Source organism: Enterococcus sp. BSD2780061688st2 D3 (genome assembly GCF_005844145.1).
GTDB lineage: Bacteria > Bacillota > Bacilli > Lactobacillales > Enterococcaceae > Enterococcus_B > Enterococcus_B durans.
In genome coordinates this window covers 1-17,553 of the sequence record NZ_SPHN01000020.1, presented here as the reverse complement: position 1 = coordinate 17,553, position 17,553 = coordinate 1, and the positions used below count along the sequence as shown (strand labels likewise).

At 36.7% G+C, this 17,553-nt stretch carries 23 protein-coding genes and 2 pseudogenes; 24 read left to right on the top strand and 1 reads right to left on the bottom strand.

Annotated elements, in window-relative coordinates:
• Nucleotides 1–4: 4 nt before the first annotated feature.
• From FGQ66_RS12980 to FGQ66_RS12895, 20 genes and pseudogenes are all read left to right on the top strand, one after another.
• Nucleotides 5–649: a hypothetical protein gene (locus FGQ66_RS12980; protein WP_002325549.1), complete on the top strand. Its 645-nt coding sequence runs from the start codon at nucleotides 5–7 to the stop codon at nucleotides 647–649.
• A gap of 10 nt (nucleotides 650–659) precedes the next feature.
• Nucleotides 660–1,466 carry a hypothetical protein gene (locus FGQ66_RS12975; protein ID WP_002295645.1) on the top strand — a complete coding sequence of 269 codons (807 nt, stop codon included), beginning with the start codon at nucleotides 660–662 and terminating at the stop codon, nucleotides 1,464–1,466.
• A gap of 22 nt (nucleotides 1,467–1,488) precedes the next feature.
• Nucleotides 1,489–1,719 carry a hypothetical protein gene (locus FGQ66_RS12970; protein ID WP_002295643.1) on the top strand — a complete coding sequence of 77 codons (231 nt, stop codon included), beginning with the start codon at nucleotides 1,489–1,491 and terminating at the stop codon, nucleotides 1,717–1,719.
• Between the two features lie 17 nt (nucleotides 1,720–1,736).
• On the top strand, nucleotides 1,737–1,880 hold the full coding sequence (locus tag FGQ66_RS15265) for a hypothetical protein (RefSeq protein WP_002293512.1): 144 nt from the start codon (nucleotides 1,737–1,739) through the stop codon (nucleotides 1,878–1,880).
• 353 nt (nucleotides 1,881–2,233) lie between these two features.
• On the top strand, nucleotides 2,234–2,530 hold the full coding sequence (locus tag FGQ66_RS12965) for a hypothetical protein (RefSeq protein ID WP_002293513.1): 297 nt from the start codon (nucleotides 2,234–2,236) through the stop codon (nucleotides 2,528–2,530).
• 1 nt (nucleotide 2,531) lies between these two features.
• Complete coding sequence (locus FGQ66_RS12960) at nucleotides 2,532–2,954, top strand: hypothetical protein (protein WP_002295642.1); 423 nt, start codon at nucleotides 2,532–2,534, stop codon at nucleotides 2,952–2,954.
• 18 nt (nucleotides 2,955–2,972) lie between these two features.
• Nucleotides 2,973–4,565, top strand: a complete 1,593-nt coding sequence (gene mobP2, locus FGQ66_RS12955) for a MobP2 family relaxase (protein WP_002295641.1) — start codon at nucleotides 2,973–2,975, stop codon at nucleotides 4,563–4,565.
• 11 nt (nucleotides 4,566–4,576) lie between these two features.
• Nucleotides 4,577–4,912 carry a hypothetical protein gene (locus FGQ66_RS12950; protein ID WP_002295640.1) on the top strand — a complete coding sequence of 112 codons (336 nt, stop codon included), beginning with the start codon at nucleotides 4,577–4,579 and terminating at the stop codon, nucleotides 4,910–4,912.
• A 139-nt stretch (nucleotides 4,913–5,051) separates the two neighbouring features.
• Nucleotides 5,052–5,246, top strand: a complete 195-nt coding sequence (locus FGQ66_RS12945; protein ID WP_002295639.1) for a hypothetical protein — start codon at nucleotides 5,052–5,054, stop codon at nucleotides 5,244–5,246.
• A gap of 12 nt (nucleotides 5,247–5,258) precedes the next feature.
• On the top strand, nucleotides 5,259–7,631 hold the full coding sequence (locus tag FGQ66_RS12940; protein ID WP_002295638.1) for an ArdC-like ssDNA-binding domain-containing protein: 2,373 nt from the start codon (nucleotides 5,259–5,261) through the stop codon (nucleotides 7,629–7,631).
• Between the two features lie 60 nt (nucleotides 7,632–7,691).
• Nucleotides 7,692–9,161 carry a toprim domain-containing protein gene (locus FGQ66_RS12935; RefSeq protein ID WP_138302561.1) on the top strand — a complete coding sequence of 490 codons (1,470 nt, stop codon included), beginning with the start codon at nucleotides 7,692–7,694 and terminating at the stop codon, nucleotides 9,159–9,161.
• Between the two features lie 10 nt (nucleotides 9,162–9,171).
• A pseudogene (locus tag FGQ66_RS12930) lies at nucleotides 9,172–11,376 on the top strand (type IA DNA topoisomerase).
• A 15-nt stretch (nucleotides 11,377–11,391) separates the two neighbouring features.
• Entirely contained in the window at nucleotides 11,392–11,541 is a 150-nt protein-coding gene (locus FGQ66_RS15260; RefSeq protein ID WP_002293529.1) for a hypothetical protein, read from the top strand.
• A gap of 80 nt (nucleotides 11,542–11,621) precedes the next feature.
• Nucleotides 11,622–12,218, top strand: a complete 597-nt coding sequence (locus FGQ66_RS12925) for a type IV toxin-antitoxin system AbiEi family antitoxin domain-containing protein (RefSeq protein ID WP_002293530.1) — start codon at nucleotides 11,622–11,624, stop codon at nucleotides 12,216–12,218.
• A gap of 12 nt (nucleotides 12,219–12,230) precedes the next feature.
• On the top strand, nucleotides 12,231–13,130 hold the full coding sequence (locus FGQ66_RS12920) for a nucleotidyl transferase AbiEii/AbiGii toxin family protein (RefSeq protein ID WP_002318320.1): 900 nt from the start codon (nucleotides 12,231–12,233) through the stop codon (nucleotides 13,128–13,130).
• Nucleotides 13,131–13,132: 2 nt separating this feature from the next.
• Nucleotides 13,133–13,618: a single-stranded DNA-binding protein gene (ssb, locus tag FGQ66_RS12915; protein WP_002318321.1), complete on the top strand. Its 486-nt coding sequence runs from the start codon at nucleotides 13,133–13,135 to the stop codon at nucleotides 13,616–13,618.
• A 365-nt stretch (nucleotides 13,619–13,983) separates the two neighbouring features.
• Nucleotides 13,984–14,244 (top strand): hypothetical protein, encoded by a 261-nt coding sequence (locus FGQ66_RS12910; RefSeq protein WP_002339774.1) that lies wholly within the window; start codon nucleotides 13,984–13,986, stop codon nucleotides 14,242–14,244.
• A 444-nt stretch (nucleotides 14,245–14,688) separates the two neighbouring features.
• On the top strand, nucleotides 14,689–14,895 hold the full coding sequence (locus FGQ66_RS12905; RefSeq protein WP_002325537.1) for a hypothetical protein: 207 nt from the start codon (nucleotides 14,689–14,691) through the stop codon (nucleotides 14,893–14,895).
• The gene (locus FGQ66_RS12900; protein WP_104870120.1) at nucleotides 14,895–15,146 is read left to right on the top strand and encodes a hypothetical protein; all 252 of its coding nucleotides are present in this window, start codon (nucleotides 14,895–14,897) and stop codon (nucleotides 15,144–15,146) included. The genes FGQ66_RS12905 and FGQ66_RS12900 overlap by 1 nt, the downstream gene beginning before the upstream one ends.
• A gap of 15 nt (nucleotides 15,147–15,161) precedes the next feature.
• Nucleotides 15,162–15,599, top strand: coding sequence for a hypothetical protein (locus FGQ66_RS12895; RefSeq protein ID WP_002287515.1), 438 nt, complete (start codon nucleotides 15,162–15,164; stop codon nucleotides 15,597–15,599).
• A 110-nt stretch (nucleotides 15,600–15,709) separates the two neighbouring features.
• On the opposite strand, the gene FGQ66_RS15735 is transcribed toward FGQ66_RS12895, so the two are convergent.
• Nucleotides 15,710–15,937: a hypothetical protein gene (locus FGQ66_RS15735; protein WP_306173746.1), complete on the bottom strand. Its 228-nt coding sequence runs from the start codon at nucleotides 15,935–15,937 to the stop codon at nucleotides 15,710–15,712.
• 97 nt (nucleotides 15,938–16,034) lie between these two features.
• Between FGQ66_RS15735 and FGQ66_RS15255 the strand changes: the two genes are divergently transcribed.
• The 4 genes and pseudogenes from FGQ66_RS15255 to FGQ66_RS12875 all read left to right on the top strand — a co-directional run.
• Nucleotides 16,035–16,205, top strand: a complete 171-nt coding sequence (locus FGQ66_RS15255; protein ID WP_002293544.1) for a hypothetical protein — start codon at nucleotides 16,035–16,037, stop codon at nucleotides 16,203–16,205.
• Between the two features lie 74 nt (nucleotides 16,206–16,279).
• Nucleotides 16,280–16,675, top strand: coding sequence for a hypothetical protein (locus tag FGQ66_RS12885; protein WP_002293546.1), 396 nt, complete (start codon nucleotides 16,280–16,282; stop codon nucleotides 16,673–16,675).
• Between the two features lie 41 nt (nucleotides 16,676–16,716).
• Nucleotides 16,717–16,923, top strand: coding sequence for a hypothetical protein (locus FGQ66_RS12880; RefSeq protein ID WP_002293548.1), 207 nt, complete (start codon nucleotides 16,717–16,719; stop codon nucleotides 16,921–16,923).
• A gap of 9 nt (nucleotides 16,924–16,932) precedes the next feature.
• Nucleotides 16,933–17,154 (top strand): annotated as a pseudogene (locus FGQ66_RS12875) (DUF2786 domain-containing protein); the annotation flags it as partial.
• Between the last annotated feature and the right edge of the window lie 399 nt (nucleotides 17,155–17,553).

Sequence of the window (17,553 nt, the reverse complement as noted above, 5' to 3'; positions counted from 1 at the left end):
AAATATGGAAAATAAAACTTTAAAAATCGTCTTAACAGCTGCAATTAGCGTTAGTTTAATCGGCAATATCGCATTGTTTTGGCAGCTGAAAGAAGAACAAGAGACAAATACCTTTAAAATTGAAGAAGTGGCTAAAAACGCGTCTGAGAAGCTCAAAAAAAATTCCTCTGAGGCACAGGTGAAGATCGACAAGTTAAATCAAACCATCAATGAGAAAAACCAAGAAATCGATCAGCTGAAGCAACAAGATGGCACAAAAGCAAAAGAGGAAGTCACTGAAGCACAAAGAAAGACGGCAGAAGAGTTCGGTCAATTGGCCATTGATAAATCATTAAGCAGAAATGAATTAACGGAAAAACTAAAAGATGTCGCAACCCAAGAAGTGATCGACAAATTAAGTCCTGCAGACGATGATCACCAACATGATGATTACGGAAGTTACTCTTTTACATTAGGTGACGTGCAAACTTACGCTCAAACAAGCAGTGTAAAAGAGGAACAAAATTTTGTGGTATTTGTTGATTATACAATCGGCAATCCTCAATTTAAAGATGTCAAACCGCAAAAAATAAAAGGTGGATTAACTGTCACTGAAAAACAAGTAGATGGTCAATGGAAAGTCACAGACTTTAGTTATTTCACTCGTTAGGAGGAAGAAAATGAGTAAGAAAAAAGGAGCAAGACAACGTTTCAAAAAACGAAAAAGTTATCTTAGATGGCTGGGAATCTTTATGATTCTCGGCTTTTTGATTCTTGCTAGTCCGATTTACACACATAAAAAGGTAGACATACCAGATGAAGTAAGCACGAACGCATTTTTAAACACGAAGGAACTGACGATGGTTTCAAAAGAAAAAGGAGCGAACCAGCAATTAGTTTTTGAATTTGCGATCGACGATGAAGATCAAAGCTCATTAAAAGAACTGGCTAATCTTAATTATCGCGTAGAAGTAAAGACAGCTAAAGGGGATTATCAAGCAATAAAAGCCAAAGTGATCAAGGTGTCTGATGATTATTTTGTAGTGAAGTTAGCACATGTACCAGAAGAATATATCGCCATGCGTTTAACCATTATTCCTGAAAAAATTGATCCTAAAGTGGATATGCAAGAACCACAAGATCTGATTTATTACGTTCACGAAGATAAGGTTAAAGATCAAGTGAAAGATGAAGATTATGAACAACATGCGATCAATTACAAAGTGAAAGGATACAAGAAAGAACAAAAAGCAGCACAAAAACAAATTGAATCCTTCCAAGCAACCATTGATTTGAATGAAGAATTAGTGAAGAAACTAAAAGATCAATTGCCTTATCAAGTTGCAGACGATCAGGAAAATACTGAAAATAAGATTAATAGTTACCAGCAAGAAATTGAAACATCGAAAACGCAAATGAAAGATCAAGAAGAGATCATTCAAAAACTTCAAGAAAAAATTGATCGTATGACAAAAGAAAATATTTAGAAGAATAGGTGGAGTAAAAGAAATGAAGCGAGCGAACTTGGTCGGCAAAGATACTTTCGCTGAGCAGAAAGTATTGATTAAAGCCTATCTCAAAGTTGTAAAAGCTAAAGAAATATGTCAAGAAGTGCATTTATCTAACACAACAATATCTGAGTTGAAGAATGGTAGAAAGAGTTTAGATACCTTAAAATTCAGATCATTTGAAGCTTTGTATTTAGCTGCTAAAAAATATTTTACGGCTGAAAGAAAATAAAAACAGGAGGATTTTATGTGAAAAAAGTATATCAAAAATGTTTATGGATCAGCTATATCACCTTAGGTATAGCTGTTAAAGAGATGGGAGAAAACATTAACCACGATTCTAACACAAACATCAAGCACATAAAACATTTAACACTCCTCCTTTCTGGCTGAAGATTTCAACCAAACAGGAAGACAGCGTATCAATTATAGCATACACTTTTTCTTAAATTCATTTTTCATATGACAAAATATTTCCTTCTAATCGACAAAGTTAGAAGGATTTTTTATTGTCTAAATACACAAATAACCTTAATTTTTAAAGAGCATAAGGAAACGTGGGAACACTTTTTAAAAAAAGTGTTCCAATAGGCTGTGCCTATTACGTTTCTCAAAAATAAATGTGGGAACAAAATATTTAAAAATAGGATAGTGAAAGGATAGTGAAGGATAGTAAAAGGAGGGTAGTAGGATAGCAAAAAGGATAGGCTCCTTTTCGCTATCCTTTTTAAATTGGAGGAATTAATATGGAAGTAAGAATAAGAAATGTGGATGAGAAAATCGTAAGAGAAATTGATCGAAGATGTGACGAACTAAGTAACCGTACGGGTAATAAATGGAGTCGTAACGATTATTTAAAATTACTAATAGAAAATGATTTTGATCGTCCTTTGATGGAATATAAAAAAGAAAAGTTTGATCAGTTATTAGAAAAGTTTTCAGAAATTCAAAGCTATAACACAAAGATATTAGAAGAATATGTTAGCCAAAACAATCGTATTTTAGAAATCTTGATCGAGCAAAATAGAGGAAGTGAACTTTGATATGGCAAAGGTTATAGACAAACACATTTACTTTCACCAAACACATATCGATGTGTTGGATGAGATTATTTCTACTCATGCAGAAGTTAAAAACTATAGTGAAGCCGTTCGGTTTCTATGTATGAATTATGATCCAGAAATGGAGAAAAAAGTAAATTCCAATCAAGCAAAGTTGAATGGAATGAGTAAAGAAATTTCTATTTTAACCGAAATGGTTTCAGAGTTTGCAGATCTTCATTTGAAAGATACAGGAATACTAATTGGTACAAATTCAACGGTTTACCAAGAAGCAAAAGAACGTGTGGAAGGAAAAATTAAATCTAATCAAACCAAAAAATATTCCCCTCAGTTGAAGAAGCCTGTGAATGAATCTGTTTATGCCAGAGTAGATCCATTTGATCCAACGAAGATTCTAAAAAGATAAAAGTAGAAGGGGAACATGATGAATAAATCGCCTGCAGTCATTCTCACTTGTCAATTTACCTTGCCCAATAAAAAATCTTTTTCAACATACATTGATTATATGACAAGAGAAAAAGCGCTGGAAGAAATGGAACGACGTACGCCTGAAGAAGAACAGGAACTGCAACGAATCAAGAATGCTTTAGAGGATTTTTATATTCCTGAAGGAGAAACTTTTTCGGAGAGTAAGACGGATAAAGAATTCAGCGAAACGTCGAATGAAGCTCAATCTTTGATGGGAAATGGAATCAACTTTGACAAGTTAGAGGAACAAGATTTTACCAAATATCTTTCTTATATGACCCGTCACTATGCGTTAGAACAAAAGAAAGAACTGACGCAAAGTGAACAAAAAGAATACCAACGCTTGAACCAAGCAATAAAAAAATATCAAACAGAGCCACACAAAAAAGCTTCAGGAAACCTTCCTGGAGTTTTTTCTATGGCTTCAGACGAAGTGAAAGGAAGTGATCTGAAGGAGATTAAGCAAATCTTCCAAAGAGGACAACAAAAAGGCTCAATCATTTATCAAGATGTTGTCTCTCATGATAATTCGTATCTTGAAAAAATAGGATTGTACGATCCCAAAACAGATACTTTAGATGAAGAAGGATTAAAAGCAGCTGGAAGAAAAATGATGGAGACATTATTCGAGAAAGAGCAACTGAATGAAACAGGCTACTGGATGGCAACGATTCACCGCAATACTAAACATATCCATATTCATTTTGCAGTTGTTGAAAAAGAAAATACGCGTAAACCTTACACTGAGGTTGAAAATGGTGTGAGTTATATCGTACCGAAAGGTAAGAGAAGACAAGCAACATTAGACGCAATGAAGACCAATTATGTACATGAGTTAGAACGTTTTTCTTATGAAAAGGATCGAATGATTGGTATGGAGAAACGAAATTTATTGACACGAAAAAGTGATTTGCGTAACAGCTTAACAAAAGTGGTAAAAGAGCCAGTACGTTATGATCGACACGCAATGAACTTATTAAATGAAGTATATAGAACCTTACCTGAAAAACGTTCGGAATGGAATTATGGGGATGAAAATCGAACTAAACTTTCACCATACACAAGAGAGAAACTCGACGAGTTAACCCAATATGTGTTAACAAAAGAACCTGAATATCAAGAATATATACAGATTTCAAAAGCATTGAAAGAAGAAGCAGAAAGTCTTTATGGGGAAAGCAAGAGAGAATCAAAGGATGCAGAGAAAAATGCTCTCTTTGATTTAAAAAAGCGCACAGGAAATGCCATCCTAACAGAGCTGAAGAGACAGGATAGTCAAATAAAACCATTAATAGAAAGTGTTGATCAGATGCAATCTATTTACAATGAACGATCCTTTCGAACGCTTAAACAATTGCCAACGAATGAATACAAATATAGTTACGAAGAATTCATGAAGCGCAGGAAACAATTCCAACAAAGAGTTGTCACACAGCGGAGTTTACGTCAATTAAATCGAACGATTAATGCCCATGAAGAAAAATACCACGCAAGTAAAGCATACGAAGAGCAACAACGAAGAATTCAAATGGAACAAGAAAGACAGTAGGAGGAAGAGAAATGAAACGATATTTGAATCAATGGAAAGTCATAGAAGGATCACTAAAAAAAGAACGAATCGAACAACTTCCCGATTGTTTGGAAAAAGAGCATTTGTTCCAGATAAGAGAAATGTTGAGAAACGAACAGTTTGATCCAAATCAATTTTTAGTCGTTGAGTACCCAGCTACTGGTGTGTATTGTTGTAATCATGTGAATGGTGAAAAATATTTTATCATTCAAGAATATGAGGGCAAGTTAGCACCTTATTATACTACTTGGGAAATGAATGAAGAGGGAATCAATAACTTTCCATGTAAAAGCATTGAAGAGTCCATTTCACTCACAGAGTGTTAGTTGTTAAGTGAATAAAAGAAGTAAAAGAGTCCTGAACGTGATTGTCCAGGACTCTTTTTTTCAATGAATTGTTTTCCGCCAATTTATTGAGTGGTGCGATTTCCGACTACATTATATCAAAAGAAAGGAGGAAGAAGAAATGGCTTATTCAACTATTGGAGTTGTTGTTGAAAAAAGCAGAGACAATCTCGTTTTTGTGACAGAAATTCAAACAGGCAGATCTTTTGTCGTCACAGACAAAGCGGCAAAAGCTTATCAAAGTGGCGATATTTTAACGTTAAATCTGACTACGAAGACGTTCGTCGATGCGACAGAAGATTATCCATTTGTTTAGGAGGAAACGGACATGGCAGAAGAAAAAGAACCACTAGACAATAGTCGTTTGGGAAAATCCAAAAGAAAATTAGTACGATTGCAAAATGAATTAAACGAACAAATTGAAAAGATGTTTGAACACCAGAGAAAGACCAACGGTCAACCAATGAACGATAAGAGAAATGGGCATTCTTGGTTTAGGCAACAAGAGCGAATCGAAAATAAAGTGCATAGTCTGAGAGAAGAGATCAAGCAACAAGAAAAACAAGTAGAAAAACTTGAAAGACAAGAAGAGATAAAGGAAATGGGCTATAACAAGTACGGCGGACTGGATATGACGATCGAGAATATTCCAAGAATCAAAGAAGAAATCGAACGCTTTGAAAAAGGTGAATCGACTTTTTCAGCCGCTACGATCCGAAAATACCAACGGAAATTGGAAACATTAGAACAGCTGAAAGAAAGATCGGAAAAAGGAAAAGAAAACCTTCTTCCTGAAGTACAAGCAATCATTGACAGCGGACGAGTGACGCAATGGAAAAAAAATCCGACCATTTATTTTCTGAAAGGCTATCGAAAAGTCGCTTTAGAACTGAATGAAAACGGGGAATTTGAGGAATCTAAAAAATACCAAGCCACGTCGGAAGAGGAAAAAGCAGCTGTTCGTGAATTACTTGAAGAGGCTGTACCAACTGATTCTTTGAAGGAGAAAGAAAACGATCATTTTTATCGAGTAGAATTCAACGAAAATGATCCAGAAAAAGGATTGAAAAGTTATGGTGGGGAGATCGTAACATTCGAATTGATCGATCAACTCAAAACGTTGGATAACCAATACGCCGCAGAAGCAGGTTATTATAAATTCTATTTTGAAGAAGTGAAGAACGGAGAAGTAGTCGATCAGATCCGAATGGATCTAGGGGATGGCGTCAACAGTAATCAACCCATCTATTTAGAGTTAGCAAAATTGTGCGAACAAGTACCTGAGAAGGAACAAAAACAATCGGTCAAAAATGAACCTGTCTCGAAAGAACAAATGCAGTCGAAAGAAACAAAAACAAAACAAAAGGGCTATCAAAAACGAACGGCAGAAGAGATTAAACAAGAAGTTAAATCCCTTTCGCAACAGGCACTGGATGCGGTGAAAAAGCATACTCATTCTCCTGAAGACGTCAAAGAACTTTTGAACTTTATGTCTCGTTTTCCAGAACGATCCTTTAGAAATCAATTATTGATTGAGGAACAATTTCCAGGTGCAACGGCTTGTTTAGGTCGTGCCGCGTTGAAAAAAGAAGGAATCTATATCAAAAAAGGGGAACAAGGGAACAAGATCTTTGTCAGAAAAACGGTCAAAGGATTTTATGAGAAAGGACGTGGCTTTGTTCGAGAAATAGAAGCTACACCAGAAGATAAAAAACGAATCGAAAGTGGTCAAATCGAAGTGATCAAAAAAACTTACTACACGATTGAAAAAGTGTTTGATATCACACAAACACAGTTAAAACCTGAAGACTATCCGAAAATCTTTCCGAACCGTGTCTTTGATTTTCAATTGGATAAAAAAGGACAGTCAGAACTTCAAGCTGGGATTCAAGCGGTAGCCAACAATATTGGAATACAAATTCGAGATATGACAGAAAGTGAAGTCTATCAAAGAGAATTAGGACAAGCACGTGGGGCGTATGTTCGTAACGAATTTACTGGCGAAGAAGAAATCGTCATGAATACTCGAAATACTCCTACGCAGCATTTAGCTACAAGTATTCATGAATTAGCCCATGCAAGAATGCACAAATTTTCAGAATTAGATACCGCAACTAAAGAATTGCAGGCAGAAATGACTTCTTATATTGTGTGCAAACATTTTGGAATGGACACGTCGGAGAAAGCTATTCCTTATATTGCAGCATGGACGAAGAATGGTCAGACGTTGGATAATAAGGAAGCTGCGGAACGTGGGAAAATCATGAATGATGTCAGCCGTGTCGCAAATGAATTCATTCAAACCATTTCTAATGAAATCAATCAATACAGAGAAAGAGAACCAGAGATCCAACCAGCAGAAGTGAAGCAGGAGCATAAAAATACTGTAGAAACGGCAGAACAAAAGAATATTGTTCCTGTTGGTTCACTTTGGATCGACAAGAAAGACGGGAAAGTAATGGAAGAAGATACGGGTCGAACGTTACATTTGAAGGATGCGGCGTTTATTGAAGATCCGCAGCATAATCAAGTAATTTTAAAAGGAAAAAGTTATGGAAAAGAGATCCAAACGGCGTTACCTTCAGAAGAATTTGCGCTAGGAAATCCATTCCGATTTTCACTTGAGACAGTGTCAGAAGTGGCAAAACGAAAAAATGAAATCTATTATGAACAACAATTGTCACAAAAAGAACGTGTATAAAACAAGTAAAAAAGACTATCTGAAAAACGGATAGTCTTTTTTCTTTTGGGAGGTTTTAAAATGACCGAGAAAAAAATGAGTCTTATTGATCGATGTAAACAGATCGATATAGTGGATTTTGCTCGAAACAATGGAATGGCTGTAGTCAATAAAGGACGAGACTATCGCTTAGAAGACCATGATTCATTTGTTTTTGATCGAAGAAAACAACGTTTTTATTGGAACAGTCAAAATATTAGTGGCGACATTATTGAATTAGCTAAACTTTTTTTCATAGACAAAGAGATCCAAGACCCTAAGCAACAATTTAAAGCAGCCACTGATTTTATTCTAAAGAATGAAGACAAAACAGAACGAGTGGAAAATCTTCATTTTGAGACAGAAAAGTACAAAGATCACCCCGTTGATTATCAACCACTCACAGAAAAAGGAAGGAATTATCTGAAGGAAGAACGAAAACTACCAGAGTGGCTGATTGATTATGCAGAAAAAGAAGGGTTAATTGCTGAACTAAAGCCGAAACATGAACGGCAAAATTTTTTAGTTGGAGACGACCGTTTAGATCATGCAGTTGCTTTTTTATGGAAAGATCCACTGACAGGAGAGACAGTAGGGGCAAGTTATCAAGGAACGATCGTCGATTTTAATCGTTTCGGTAAACGGGGAACGTATAAACACATTGACAAGAATCCTACGCCAAATCGCGGATTTAATTTAAAAATAGGCGATCCGAAGCATTTAAAATTCTTTGAAAGTAGTATTGATCTGTTAAGTTACGCTGCATTGAATCGGGAGAAACTACAAGATGCCTGGTTAGTTTCGATGGACGGGTTAAAACATCATGTAATCAGTCATTACGTTGAAGAGTCGATTTCTGAATTAAGTCGAAAACAAACATTTCCTCAATCGATTGAAGTATGTGTGGACAATGATCGTGCAGGACATATTTTTTATGAAAAAGAACAGATGAAGGGAATCGTTGATCCTTTTACCAATAAGAAAATCCGTTGTGAGCGAGGAATTCCAAATGATTGGCAAGTACCTAAAGAATACAAAGCTACTTATGAAGCAGTCGCAAAAGAAATGAGTGTTGAACCTGAAGCAATTATGGCCATACACAAAACTGAAACTAATTTACAGCTGACAAATCAATTGGTGTCTGCTCATGATGTTCAATCTACGTTTGGAAAGATGTTGGCGAAGGGCGAACCAGTAGAAACAATTGATTTGAAAGAAGCATGTACCACGGTCGCGAAGGAACTGAAAGTATGTGAACGCGCAGATGGAACATACAACTTTGATCGTTTTTATAGTAGAAAAGCCAACATAAAAGACGTTAATGCAGGAATCCTTCTTTCCTATAAAGCAGAACAATACTACAAAGGCTATAAAAAGCATGAACATGAATTTGTACCTGAAGTGAAAAAGGATTGGAATGATCAATTGAAGCATGAGATCCAGCAACAAGAAATCAGAAAGCAAAAACGTGCGATGTTGTTTCAACAAGGCAGACAACAAGAAAGGGAGTGAAGTCGTCACTATGAAAACCGTCATTTTAGCAGAAAAACCGTCACAAGCGAAGGCTTATGCCGATAGCTTCTCTAAAGCCACCCGAAAAGACGGGTATTTTGAAATCCAAGATAGATTGTTTCCTGGTGAAACTGTGATCACGTATGGTTTTGGTCATTTAGTCGAGTTAGATTCGCCCGATATGTACGATGAAAATTGGAAACAATGGTCATTAGAGCATTTGCCTATTTTCCCTACACATTATCACTATCATGTTCCTAAAGATAAGAAAAAGCAATTCAAGGTGGTGAAACAGCAACTTCAATCGGCCGACACCATTATTATTGCGACAGATAGCGATCGTGAAGGGGAACTGATAGCTTGGACGATCATTCAACAAGCAGGCGCCGATCATGGAAAGATATTTAAAAGACTTTGGATCAACTCCTTAGAAAAAGAAGCCATTTATCAGGGATTCCAGCAATTACGAGACGCAGAAGAGACCTATCCCAAATTTGAAGAAGCACAAGCACGCCAGATCGCTGATTGGTTGATCGGCATGAACGGCAGCCCACTGTATAGTTTACTCTTGCAGCAAAAAGGCATACCAGGAAGTTTTTCCTTAGGCAGAGTCCAAACCCCAACGCTTTACATGATTTATCAGCTGCAGGAAAAGATTAGAAACTTCCAAAAAGAGCCTTATTTTGAAGGAAAAGCCCAAGTAATCGCTCAAAATGGCGCATTTGATGCGAAGCTTGATCCGAATGAAACCCAAGCGACGCAAGAAGCATTTGAAGATTATTTAAAAGAAAAGGGGGTTCAATTGGGAAAACAGCCAGGTACGATCCACCAAGTTGAAACCGAGAAAAAAAGTGCGGCAAGTCCACGTCTTTTTTCTCTATCCAGCCTTCAGTCTAAAATGAATCAGCTCATGAAAGCTAGTGCCAAAGATACTTTGGAATCCATGCAAGGGTTGTATGAAGGGAAATATCTAAGCTACCCACGAACAGATACCCCTTATATTACAGAAGGGGAGTATGCGTATCTGTTGGATCACTTAGACGAATACAAACACTTTTTAAAGGCCGAAGCCATTCCTACTCCTATTCATACACCGAATAGTCGATATGTGAATAATAAGAAAGTCCAGGAACATTACGCGATCATTCCTACAAAAACGGTCATGACGGCAGCGGCTTTTGAACAATTAAGTCCACTGCAGCAGGCCATTTATGAACAAGTGTTAAAAACAACGGTGGCCATGTTTGCGGAAAAATATACCTATGAAGAAACAACGATCTTGACGCAAGTTCAGCAGCTTCAGTTAAAAGCAATCGGAAAAGTGCCGGTAGATCTTGGTTGGAAGAAGTTATTTGGAAAAGAGAGCGACGGAAAAGAGAAGGAAGAAGAGCCACTACTTCCTAAAGTGACAAAAGGAGAAATGGTGACGGTAGATCTACAAGTCCTTGAAAAAGAAACCAAGCCACCACAACCTTATACCGAAGGTACGTTGATCACTGCGATGAAAACAGCTGGGAAAACCGTGGATAGTGAAGAAGCGCAATCCATATTGAAAGAAGTAGAAGGAATCGGTACAGAAGCGACACGGGCAAATATTATTGAAATCTTGAAACAAAAGGAATATATCAAGGTAGAGAAAAATAAGCTCGTGGTGACGAATAAAGGGATTTTGCTTTGCCAAGCCGTGGAAAAAGAGCCGCTGCTTACGAGCGCCGAAATGACCGCCAAATGGGAAAGCTACTTATTAAAGATTGGAGAACGAAAAGGAACACAAACCACTTTTCTAGCTAATATCCAAAAATTTGTCTCTCACTTATTGGAAGTCGTACCAGGGTAAATCCAATCCACTGATTTTGGATCGACGTTACAAGAAGTGAAAGCAGCCAGTGAAAAGCAAGAAGCCGCGCGTCATTTAGGAATTTGTCCAAAATGCCAGGAACAAGAAGTCATACTTTATCAAAAGGTGGCAGCATGTACGTCTGAAGTCTGTGATTTTAAATTATGGACAACGATTGCCAAAAAGAAACTCACAGCGACACAGCTGAAGGAGATCATTCAAAATAGCCGAACAAGCCAACCAGTGAAAGGGTTAAAAGGTCAGAAGGGTTCATTTGAAGCAACGATTGTTTTAAAAGAAGACTTCACTACAGACTTTGAATTTTCTGAAAAGAAAAAAACGAACTTCAAGAAAAGAACACGCCGCACTGCAAAATAATGGAGGGTTAATCTTATGCGTAATACCACACACAAACAACAAGAAATCGAAAATCAAAAAACCAAAATTCGTTCAGAACAGGAAAAAATGCGTGCCAGCAAACGAAGACTGCAGCAATTAAAGAACCAGCAACGGATTCAAAAAGAAATCGAATTAGATCGATAAAATCTTCCTGATTGTTGTATACGTATAAACTTATGTTATACTATATTTATAAGTTTATACGTATACAAAGGAGGGAGAAAATGACAAAAGCAATGGTATATAAGCTACTAGAAGAATTTAATGGAACTTTGGCTTTGAAGGATGCTAAAAAAGCGGGCATTTCTCCTGTTACGATCAAACGTATGGTAGATCGAGGGGAGCTGGATCGAGAGTATCCAGGCTTTTTCACCTTACCTGGTCAATTTCCTGATGAATTGTTTATGGCGCAAAAAAAATATGAACGCGGCATTATTTCGCATATCACCGCGTTGGATTTATATGATTTAACGGATATGATCCCTAGACAGATCGATCTAACCGTACCTTACGGTTATCACGTTTCTGAAAAGGGGTTGAAGGAATTCGCGGTTGAGTTACACTATTCAAAAGCGGAATGGTATGAATTAGGCAAGATCGAAATAAAGAGTCGCTATGGGAATCCTGTTATAGCTTATGATCCAGAAAGAACCTTGTGTGACATTTGGAATCCCTGGTATAACGTTGAGGATGAAATCAAAGTAAAAGCAATCAAAAACTACATGGAGTCGGACAGAAAAAATCTTAGAAAATTGAATGAGTATCGACGAATTTTGCCTACAGATAAAACGATGCGCTCTTATATTATGGCTTTAAATTAAAGGAGAAGACACATGACACCTACGCAATTAAAAGCAAAAGTGAAGAATATTTCTAGAGAAAAAGAAGTTGATCCGCAGCTTGTTTTAAGACATTTTATGATGGAAAAATTCTTGGAAAAAATCTCAGAGTCTCCTTATCGTGAAAATTTTGTGTTAAAAGGCGGCTTCTTAATTGGCTCAAAGTATGGCATTGAAAATCGTACAACCAAAGACATTGATACGACTTTACGGGAAATGAAAGTAACCAAAGAAACATTAACAACGGTTCTAAACGATATTTTTTCAACGCCGACGAAAGAAGGCATTCAATTTGAGATTCAAGGAATGAAAGAAACGAGAGAAGCCGATTACTATCCAGGATTTAGCTTACGTGTGCTGGCACATTTGGAAAATATGCGGCCAGATTTTAAGGTAGATGTGACTACAGGTGACTCGATCTATCCTGCAACGATCACTCACAGTCATAAATTGATGTTTGAAGATCGAACGATTCCTTTGGAATCTTATCCTACAGAACAAATTATTGCCGAAAAATTAAGTGCAACCTTTGATTTTTTAACAGATAATTCGAGAGGAAAAGATTTTTATGATCTCTATACTATTCCTAAAATGGAAAAGATCGATGAGAAGACCTTGAAAGATAGTGTGAGAAATACATTTACACGTCGAGGAAAAACTGATCCGTTAAAGATTTATTACGAAAAGGATATGGATGTACTGAAAAATAGTCATGAGCTAAAAAATACCTGGAAGAAATATCAAAAAAGCAATCCTTATGCTGCGTCGATCACGTACGAAGAGACAATGGATTCGATTAGTAATTTGATGGAAAAAGTGATTCACGTCGAAGAAAAAGAGCGAAAAATAGCTTATCAAAGACACCAACAGATGAACAGAGAAATGGAGAGATAAAAATGATCAATAATGTAACTTTAGTAGGACGGTTAACCAAAGATCCAGATTTACGTTATACCGCAAGTGGCACAGCAGTGGCTACTTTTACCTTAGCCGTTAATCGTAATTTCACGAATCAAAACGGCAATCGAGAAGCTGATTTTATCAATTGCGTGATTTGGCGCAAACCAGCAGAAACGATGGCGACATTAGCTAAAAAAGGCAGCTTGATCGGCGTTGTCGGACGGATTCAAACACGGACTTATGACAACCAGCAAGGACAAAGTGTGTATGTGACAGAAGTTGTAGCTGATAACTTCCAACTATTAGAAAGCAAAGCAGCGACAGAGAGCCGTGCGCACGCTGATCAATCGTCCACGAGTCCAAGCACCACCACTTTTGAACAACGGGATACAGCGACGCCTAACAACAATGGATTGAACGCTTCACAGAATCCATTTGGTGGACAATCAATCGATATTAGCGATGATGATCTACCGTTTTAAGTAGCATTTTCTATTGGTTGCATTTGCTACGGTTTATGTTATAATTTAGTCAACAAAAAGAATTTTCAATCTATAACCAAAAACCACTAGCTGGCGGGCTAGTGGTTTTCTTTTACGTTTCTATTATAAGAATTAACGGGTAGGCTTACTGTCTTTCTTGGCAAATTTACAATCAAGCCATTTGCAGATATAGTGCGCGGCTACTTCTGCCATGATTGCAAAAACAAAATCAAAAAGAATTTTCAAACCTATAACCTCCTCCCCTTGCCAGATTAGGCCGGGGTAGCAGACAGCAAGACTATTATAGCATAATTGAAATATCCAAATGATTGGATTTTTGCTATAATTTTAGCGAGGTGATCGTGATGAACAAATATGTTGGTTTGCTTGATAAAATCCGAGTAATAAAAACACAACCATTATTGGTTCGCTTTACTTTACAAACAATTCATGAATCGATTAATTGTGTAGTTGCAGATATTGAAATTATCGATAAATTGCTAATTATGGATGATGGAAAATACAATATTGTCGTCACAGGTCACTTCAATAAACGAAATCAGCTAGTTATTGCTAGCATGTATATTAGAAATCCCGATCATTTTACGCGATCGATGGGCATATAAAAAAAGAAGAGTTGCAATCCTAATGTAGGACTGCAGCTCTTTTTGTTTTACATAGAAACAAGAAAAATGAAAAGGCCTTTTTAGGAAGGCGCGAGCGCCTTCTCAATTGAAAAACCTCTCTCACTCCAACCGCCACCGCCGTTCGAGAAGAAAGGAAGTGAACGTTGCACGTTCACTAAGATAAAGGGTCTTGCAAAGCAAGACAAAATAGAAAAAACTTCCTCTCACCAAAAGGTTCGTTCCTGTTCGTTATCTCTTTATTGATTTGCCAGACCGGCAACAAGTTGCCTTTTATCACCAAAAAGCGACAAGGACAAGGGTAAATGGCACGCTGCGCGCCCTTGTCCTTGTCGCTTTTCGTTGATTCATTCTGGCCAACAAATCAATAAAGAAAGAACTAACGAAAGGAAGTAAAACCTTTCCTAAGAGGAGGCAGAATCAATCATGCGAAAGAAATTTGATTATTGGGGTGTTCCCTTCAGCGAATTATTCCCAAACTATCATGCACCACATACTGTCGAATGCGATTGTGGACAAAGAGCGAAATGTATCAAAAGCTATCGTTTGTATCAATGTCCAACATGCGGAAAAAAATACACCTTGTCTTATGGCGATTATATTTTGATTGATGAGAAAGGAAAGAAACGCTGATGAAAGCACAACATAAATTATTGACTGTAAAAGAAGTCGTTCAAATTTTGGTGGACAAAGAAGTCATTTCTGAAAAAGTAGCAGAAGCTTTACTTATTCCGCGGTACTGGACGATAGAAACCCCTTTAGTAGAGGATGCACCGACTATGCTATTTGAAGACCTAGTGAAGATTGCAGGATGTGAACTGCATTATCAAGAAAACTTGGAAACTTATGAAAACGAATATTGGTTAACCAAATTAGAGAACTAAAAAGGAGAAAAAAATATGGCTCAAAATTACTATGACGAATTTGTCAAATTACCTTTAGATAAAATGGCACAAAAAATGGAGGATATGACGTTCCTATACAACGAAACACGTGTTCCAAAAAAACATTATAAAGAAAAATTGTCGGTAGCTGTGGAAGAAATGATTGAATCAGGTGTCGAAATGAATCTTATTGCGACGTACTATCGAACACTGGAAGAACTGAAAAAGCAAAATGCAAAATGGTTTTTCCAAGCCTTACTATGCTTGGAAGTAGGTGTCAAACCAAGCACTATTAAACCTTCTGAATACCAAGCTTTAGAACTAACGTATGCGAAATTTATCGAAACGAAAAAAGCCAAGACTGTTTCAAGTGAATGGTTAGATTATTTTGAAAATATCAATAAGTATGGCGCATATTACACCATGAAAAAGGAAGACAACGAAAATGAATAAGGTGATTTATCAACTAACAACGGATTCCATATCAACGATTTGAAAGAAAAAAAGGTCAATAATCATTTATACCGAAAAGTGAGAATGTGTGAAATAAGGACAAAAAAAGCCTAGTAACTAAGGGAATGGTTCTTATTTCGCACCAACCGCCCCCGCCGCTTAGGTGGTGCGAAATAAACGGGCAAAGCCCGATAACTTAAGAGAAAGAAGGTGATCCATTTGAACAAGATTATTCCCTTATTGTTAGTACTGTTTGTTGGCGAAATACTTATGCGAGATAGTGCAGCTGTACAGTTAAACCTCGCTGTATTTTTGGTAATACTGGTGTTTTGTTTGATCTTTTGGCGGTTTGTATTAGTCCTCGTGAGTCTACTATTCAAGATGATTGCAGCCATATTTTTCATGGGGTTATTTCGATGAAAGGAGAGAGTACCAATGCCAATTGCAATAGGAAATAAACGGTTACCCGTGACATTAGATGAAAAGAGACAAAAAGAATTGCAGCAACTAAAGCAGAAGTACGGCAAAAGTGAATCCAGGATTATGTGTATTGCGTTAGATTTATTGATTGCCAAGAAAAAGCAGGATTTGAGGTACCAGCACTAAGAAAGTGACGTCACTTTTTATACTAAAACCTAAAAGTGATATCACTTTTAGACAATGGAAAAGGTGGAAATAAGATGAAGAAAAAACAAACTAAACTATCGTTAGCAGATATTTTAACACAGTTAACCGCAACTGAAGATGGTGTTGTAGAATTTGAACGATCTGAAATTTCGGTAGTAGATGATCGTTACTTTAAAATGCCTTACTTTTTTGACCAAGCAAAGGTCATTTGCCTTTGTGGCTACGATGGGGTACGTGATTACTTTGGAATTAGAATTACTGAAGAAAAAGTCGTTTGGGTAAACAATCATACAGAATTAGGTGCGCTAGCCTTTGAAGGAACTGTATTGGACAATATCTCTATTGTATTCGAGGAAGAAAGCTTTACGCTTGAATGCGATAAGTTAACCCGATATATCGATCCAAAATTCTATGAGGATAAAAACCTGGCATGGGAACTGGCTTTATAGACAGAGTGCTAGTGCAAGTAAAGGAAGAAAGGAAGATCACCATGAAATACAATTTATTAGACCATAAGCGAATGTGGGTAGAGAAATTAGAGGAAGACTTAGAACAGTTGGAATTGTTAGGTCATAATAAGACTTCAACGGTGTATAAAGAAGGACTAAAACGAACGAAAAAAGCACAAAAAGAACTAGCAACACTGGAAAGTAGCGTTCAGAAAAAAGAAGTAGACTTAACACACACTTACCTTTAGGAGTAGAAAATGGCAGACAAGAGAAAAGAAAAGATTCAAAAATTACTGGCGCTTGCGGCGGATGTAAATGATGAGGAATCAATGAGCGCATTAGCCAAAGCCCAGCAATTGATGATGGACTATGATCTTACTGAAGATGAGATTTTCAATTATCATGAGCAGCAACGGATAGAAGCAGTAGAAACGCACGTGATCTATCGTGGACGTCCGCAAAAATGGCTGTATCGTTTATTTAGAAATTAAGATAAAAAAGGCTAGTTAACAGGTTTGTTGACTGGCCTTTTTTGATATGTTTGTACATGTTTTATTGTGTTTTAATTTTTCTCTTTTTTATAACAAGCTCCTTTTATAATAAATATTCCGAAAAGTGAAGACCATTTTTTATTTATTAAGACTATTATTATTAGTGAGATAAAATTTGATTGATCTTACAGAATATTGGTGACGATTATGACACTAAAGATACTATTTATGAAAATTTTGCAAAAATGTTCTGAAAATTACATATAATTGTTTTATAAAAAAGGGAGGCAATTATATGAAGAAAAAATTTAGTCAAGTCCATAATCCTGTGTAAAATACTATACAATGTTTTACCGGTCTCTCATTGATCAAACTTAATATATTTTC

Bases quoted from the DNA above. Each gene is read 5' to 3' on its own strand.
- FGQ66_RS12975 (WP_002295645.1), top strand. From the start codon at position 660: ATGAGTAAGAAAAAAGGAGCAAGACAACGTTTCAAAAAACGAAAAAGT.
- FGQ66_RS12980 (WP_002325549.1), top strand. From the start codon at position 5: ATGGAAAATAAAACTTTAAAAATCGTCTTAACAGCTGCAATTAGCGTT.
- FGQ66_RS12900 (WP_104870120.1), top strand. From the start codon at position 14,895: ATGAAAGCACAACATAAATTATTGACTGTAAAAGAAGTCGTTCAAATT.
- FGQ66_RS12960 (WP_002295642.1), top strand. From the start codon at position 2,532: ATGGCAAAGGTTATAGACAAACACATTTACTTTCACCAAACACATATC.
- FGQ66_RS12910 (WP_002339774.1), top strand. From the start codon at position 13,984: ATGAACAAATATGTTGGTTTGCTTGATAAAATCCGAGTAATAAAAACA.
- FGQ66_RS12920 (WP_002318320.1), top strand. From the start codon at position 12,231: ATGACACCTACGCAATTAAAAGCAAAAGTGAAGAATATTTCTAGAGAA.
- ssb (WP_002318321.1), top strand. From the start codon at position 13,133: ATGATCAATAATGTAACTTTAGTAGGACGGTTAACCAAAGATCCAGAT.
- FGQ66_RS12935 (WP_138302561.1), top strand. From the start codon at position 7,692: ATGACCGAGAAAAAAATGAGTCTTATTGATCGATGTAAACAGATCGAT.
- FGQ66_RS12905 (WP_002325537.1), top strand. From the start codon at position 14,689: ATGCGAAAGAAATTTGATTATTGGGGTGTTCCCTTCAGCGAATTATTC.
- FGQ66_RS15255 (WP_002293544.1), top strand. From the start codon at position 16,035: ATGCCAATTGCAATAGGAAATAAACGGTTACCCGTGACATTAGATGAA.
- FGQ66_RS12945 (WP_002295639.1), top strand. From the start codon at position 5,052: ATGGCTTATTCAACTATTGGAGTTGTTGTTGAAAAAAGCAGAGACAAT.
- mobP2 (WP_002295641.1), top strand. From the start codon at position 2,973: ATGAATAAATCGCCTGCAGTCATTCTCACTTGTCAATTTACCTTGCCC.
- FGQ66_RS12940 (WP_002295638.1), top strand. From the start codon at position 5,259: ATGGCAGAAGAAAAAGAACCACTAGACAATAGTCGTTTGGGAAAATCC.
- FGQ66_RS12950 (WP_002295640.1), top strand. From the start codon at position 4,577: ATGAAACGATATTTGAATCAATGGAAAGTCATAGAAGGATCACTAAAA.
- FGQ66_RS15260 (WP_002293529.1), top strand. From the start codon at position 11,392: ATGCGTAATACCACACACAAACAACAAGAAATCGAAAATCAAAAAACC.
- FGQ66_RS12965 (WP_002293513.1), top strand. From the start codon at position 2,234: ATGGAAGTAAGAATAAGAAATGTGGATGAGAAAATCGTAAGAGAAATT.
- FGQ66_RS12880 (WP_002293548.1), top strand. From the start codon at position 16,717: ATGAAATACAATTTATTAGACCATAAGCGAATGTGGGTAGAGAAATTA.
- FGQ66_RS12885 (WP_002293546.1), top strand. From the start codon at position 16,280: ATGAAGAAAAAACAAACTAAACTATCGTTAGCAGATATTTTAACACAG.
- FGQ66_RS12895 (WP_002287515.1), top strand. From the start codon at position 15,162: ATGGCTCAAAATTACTATGACGAATTTGTCAAATTACCTTTAGATAAA.
- FGQ66_RS12970 (WP_002295643.1), top strand. From the start codon at position 1,489: ATGAAGCGAGCGAACTTGGTCGGCAAAGATACTTTCGCTGAGCAGAAA.
- FGQ66_RS12925 (WP_002293530.1), top strand. From the start codon at position 11,622: ATGACAAAAGCAATGGTATATAAGCTACTAGAAGAATTTAATGGAACT.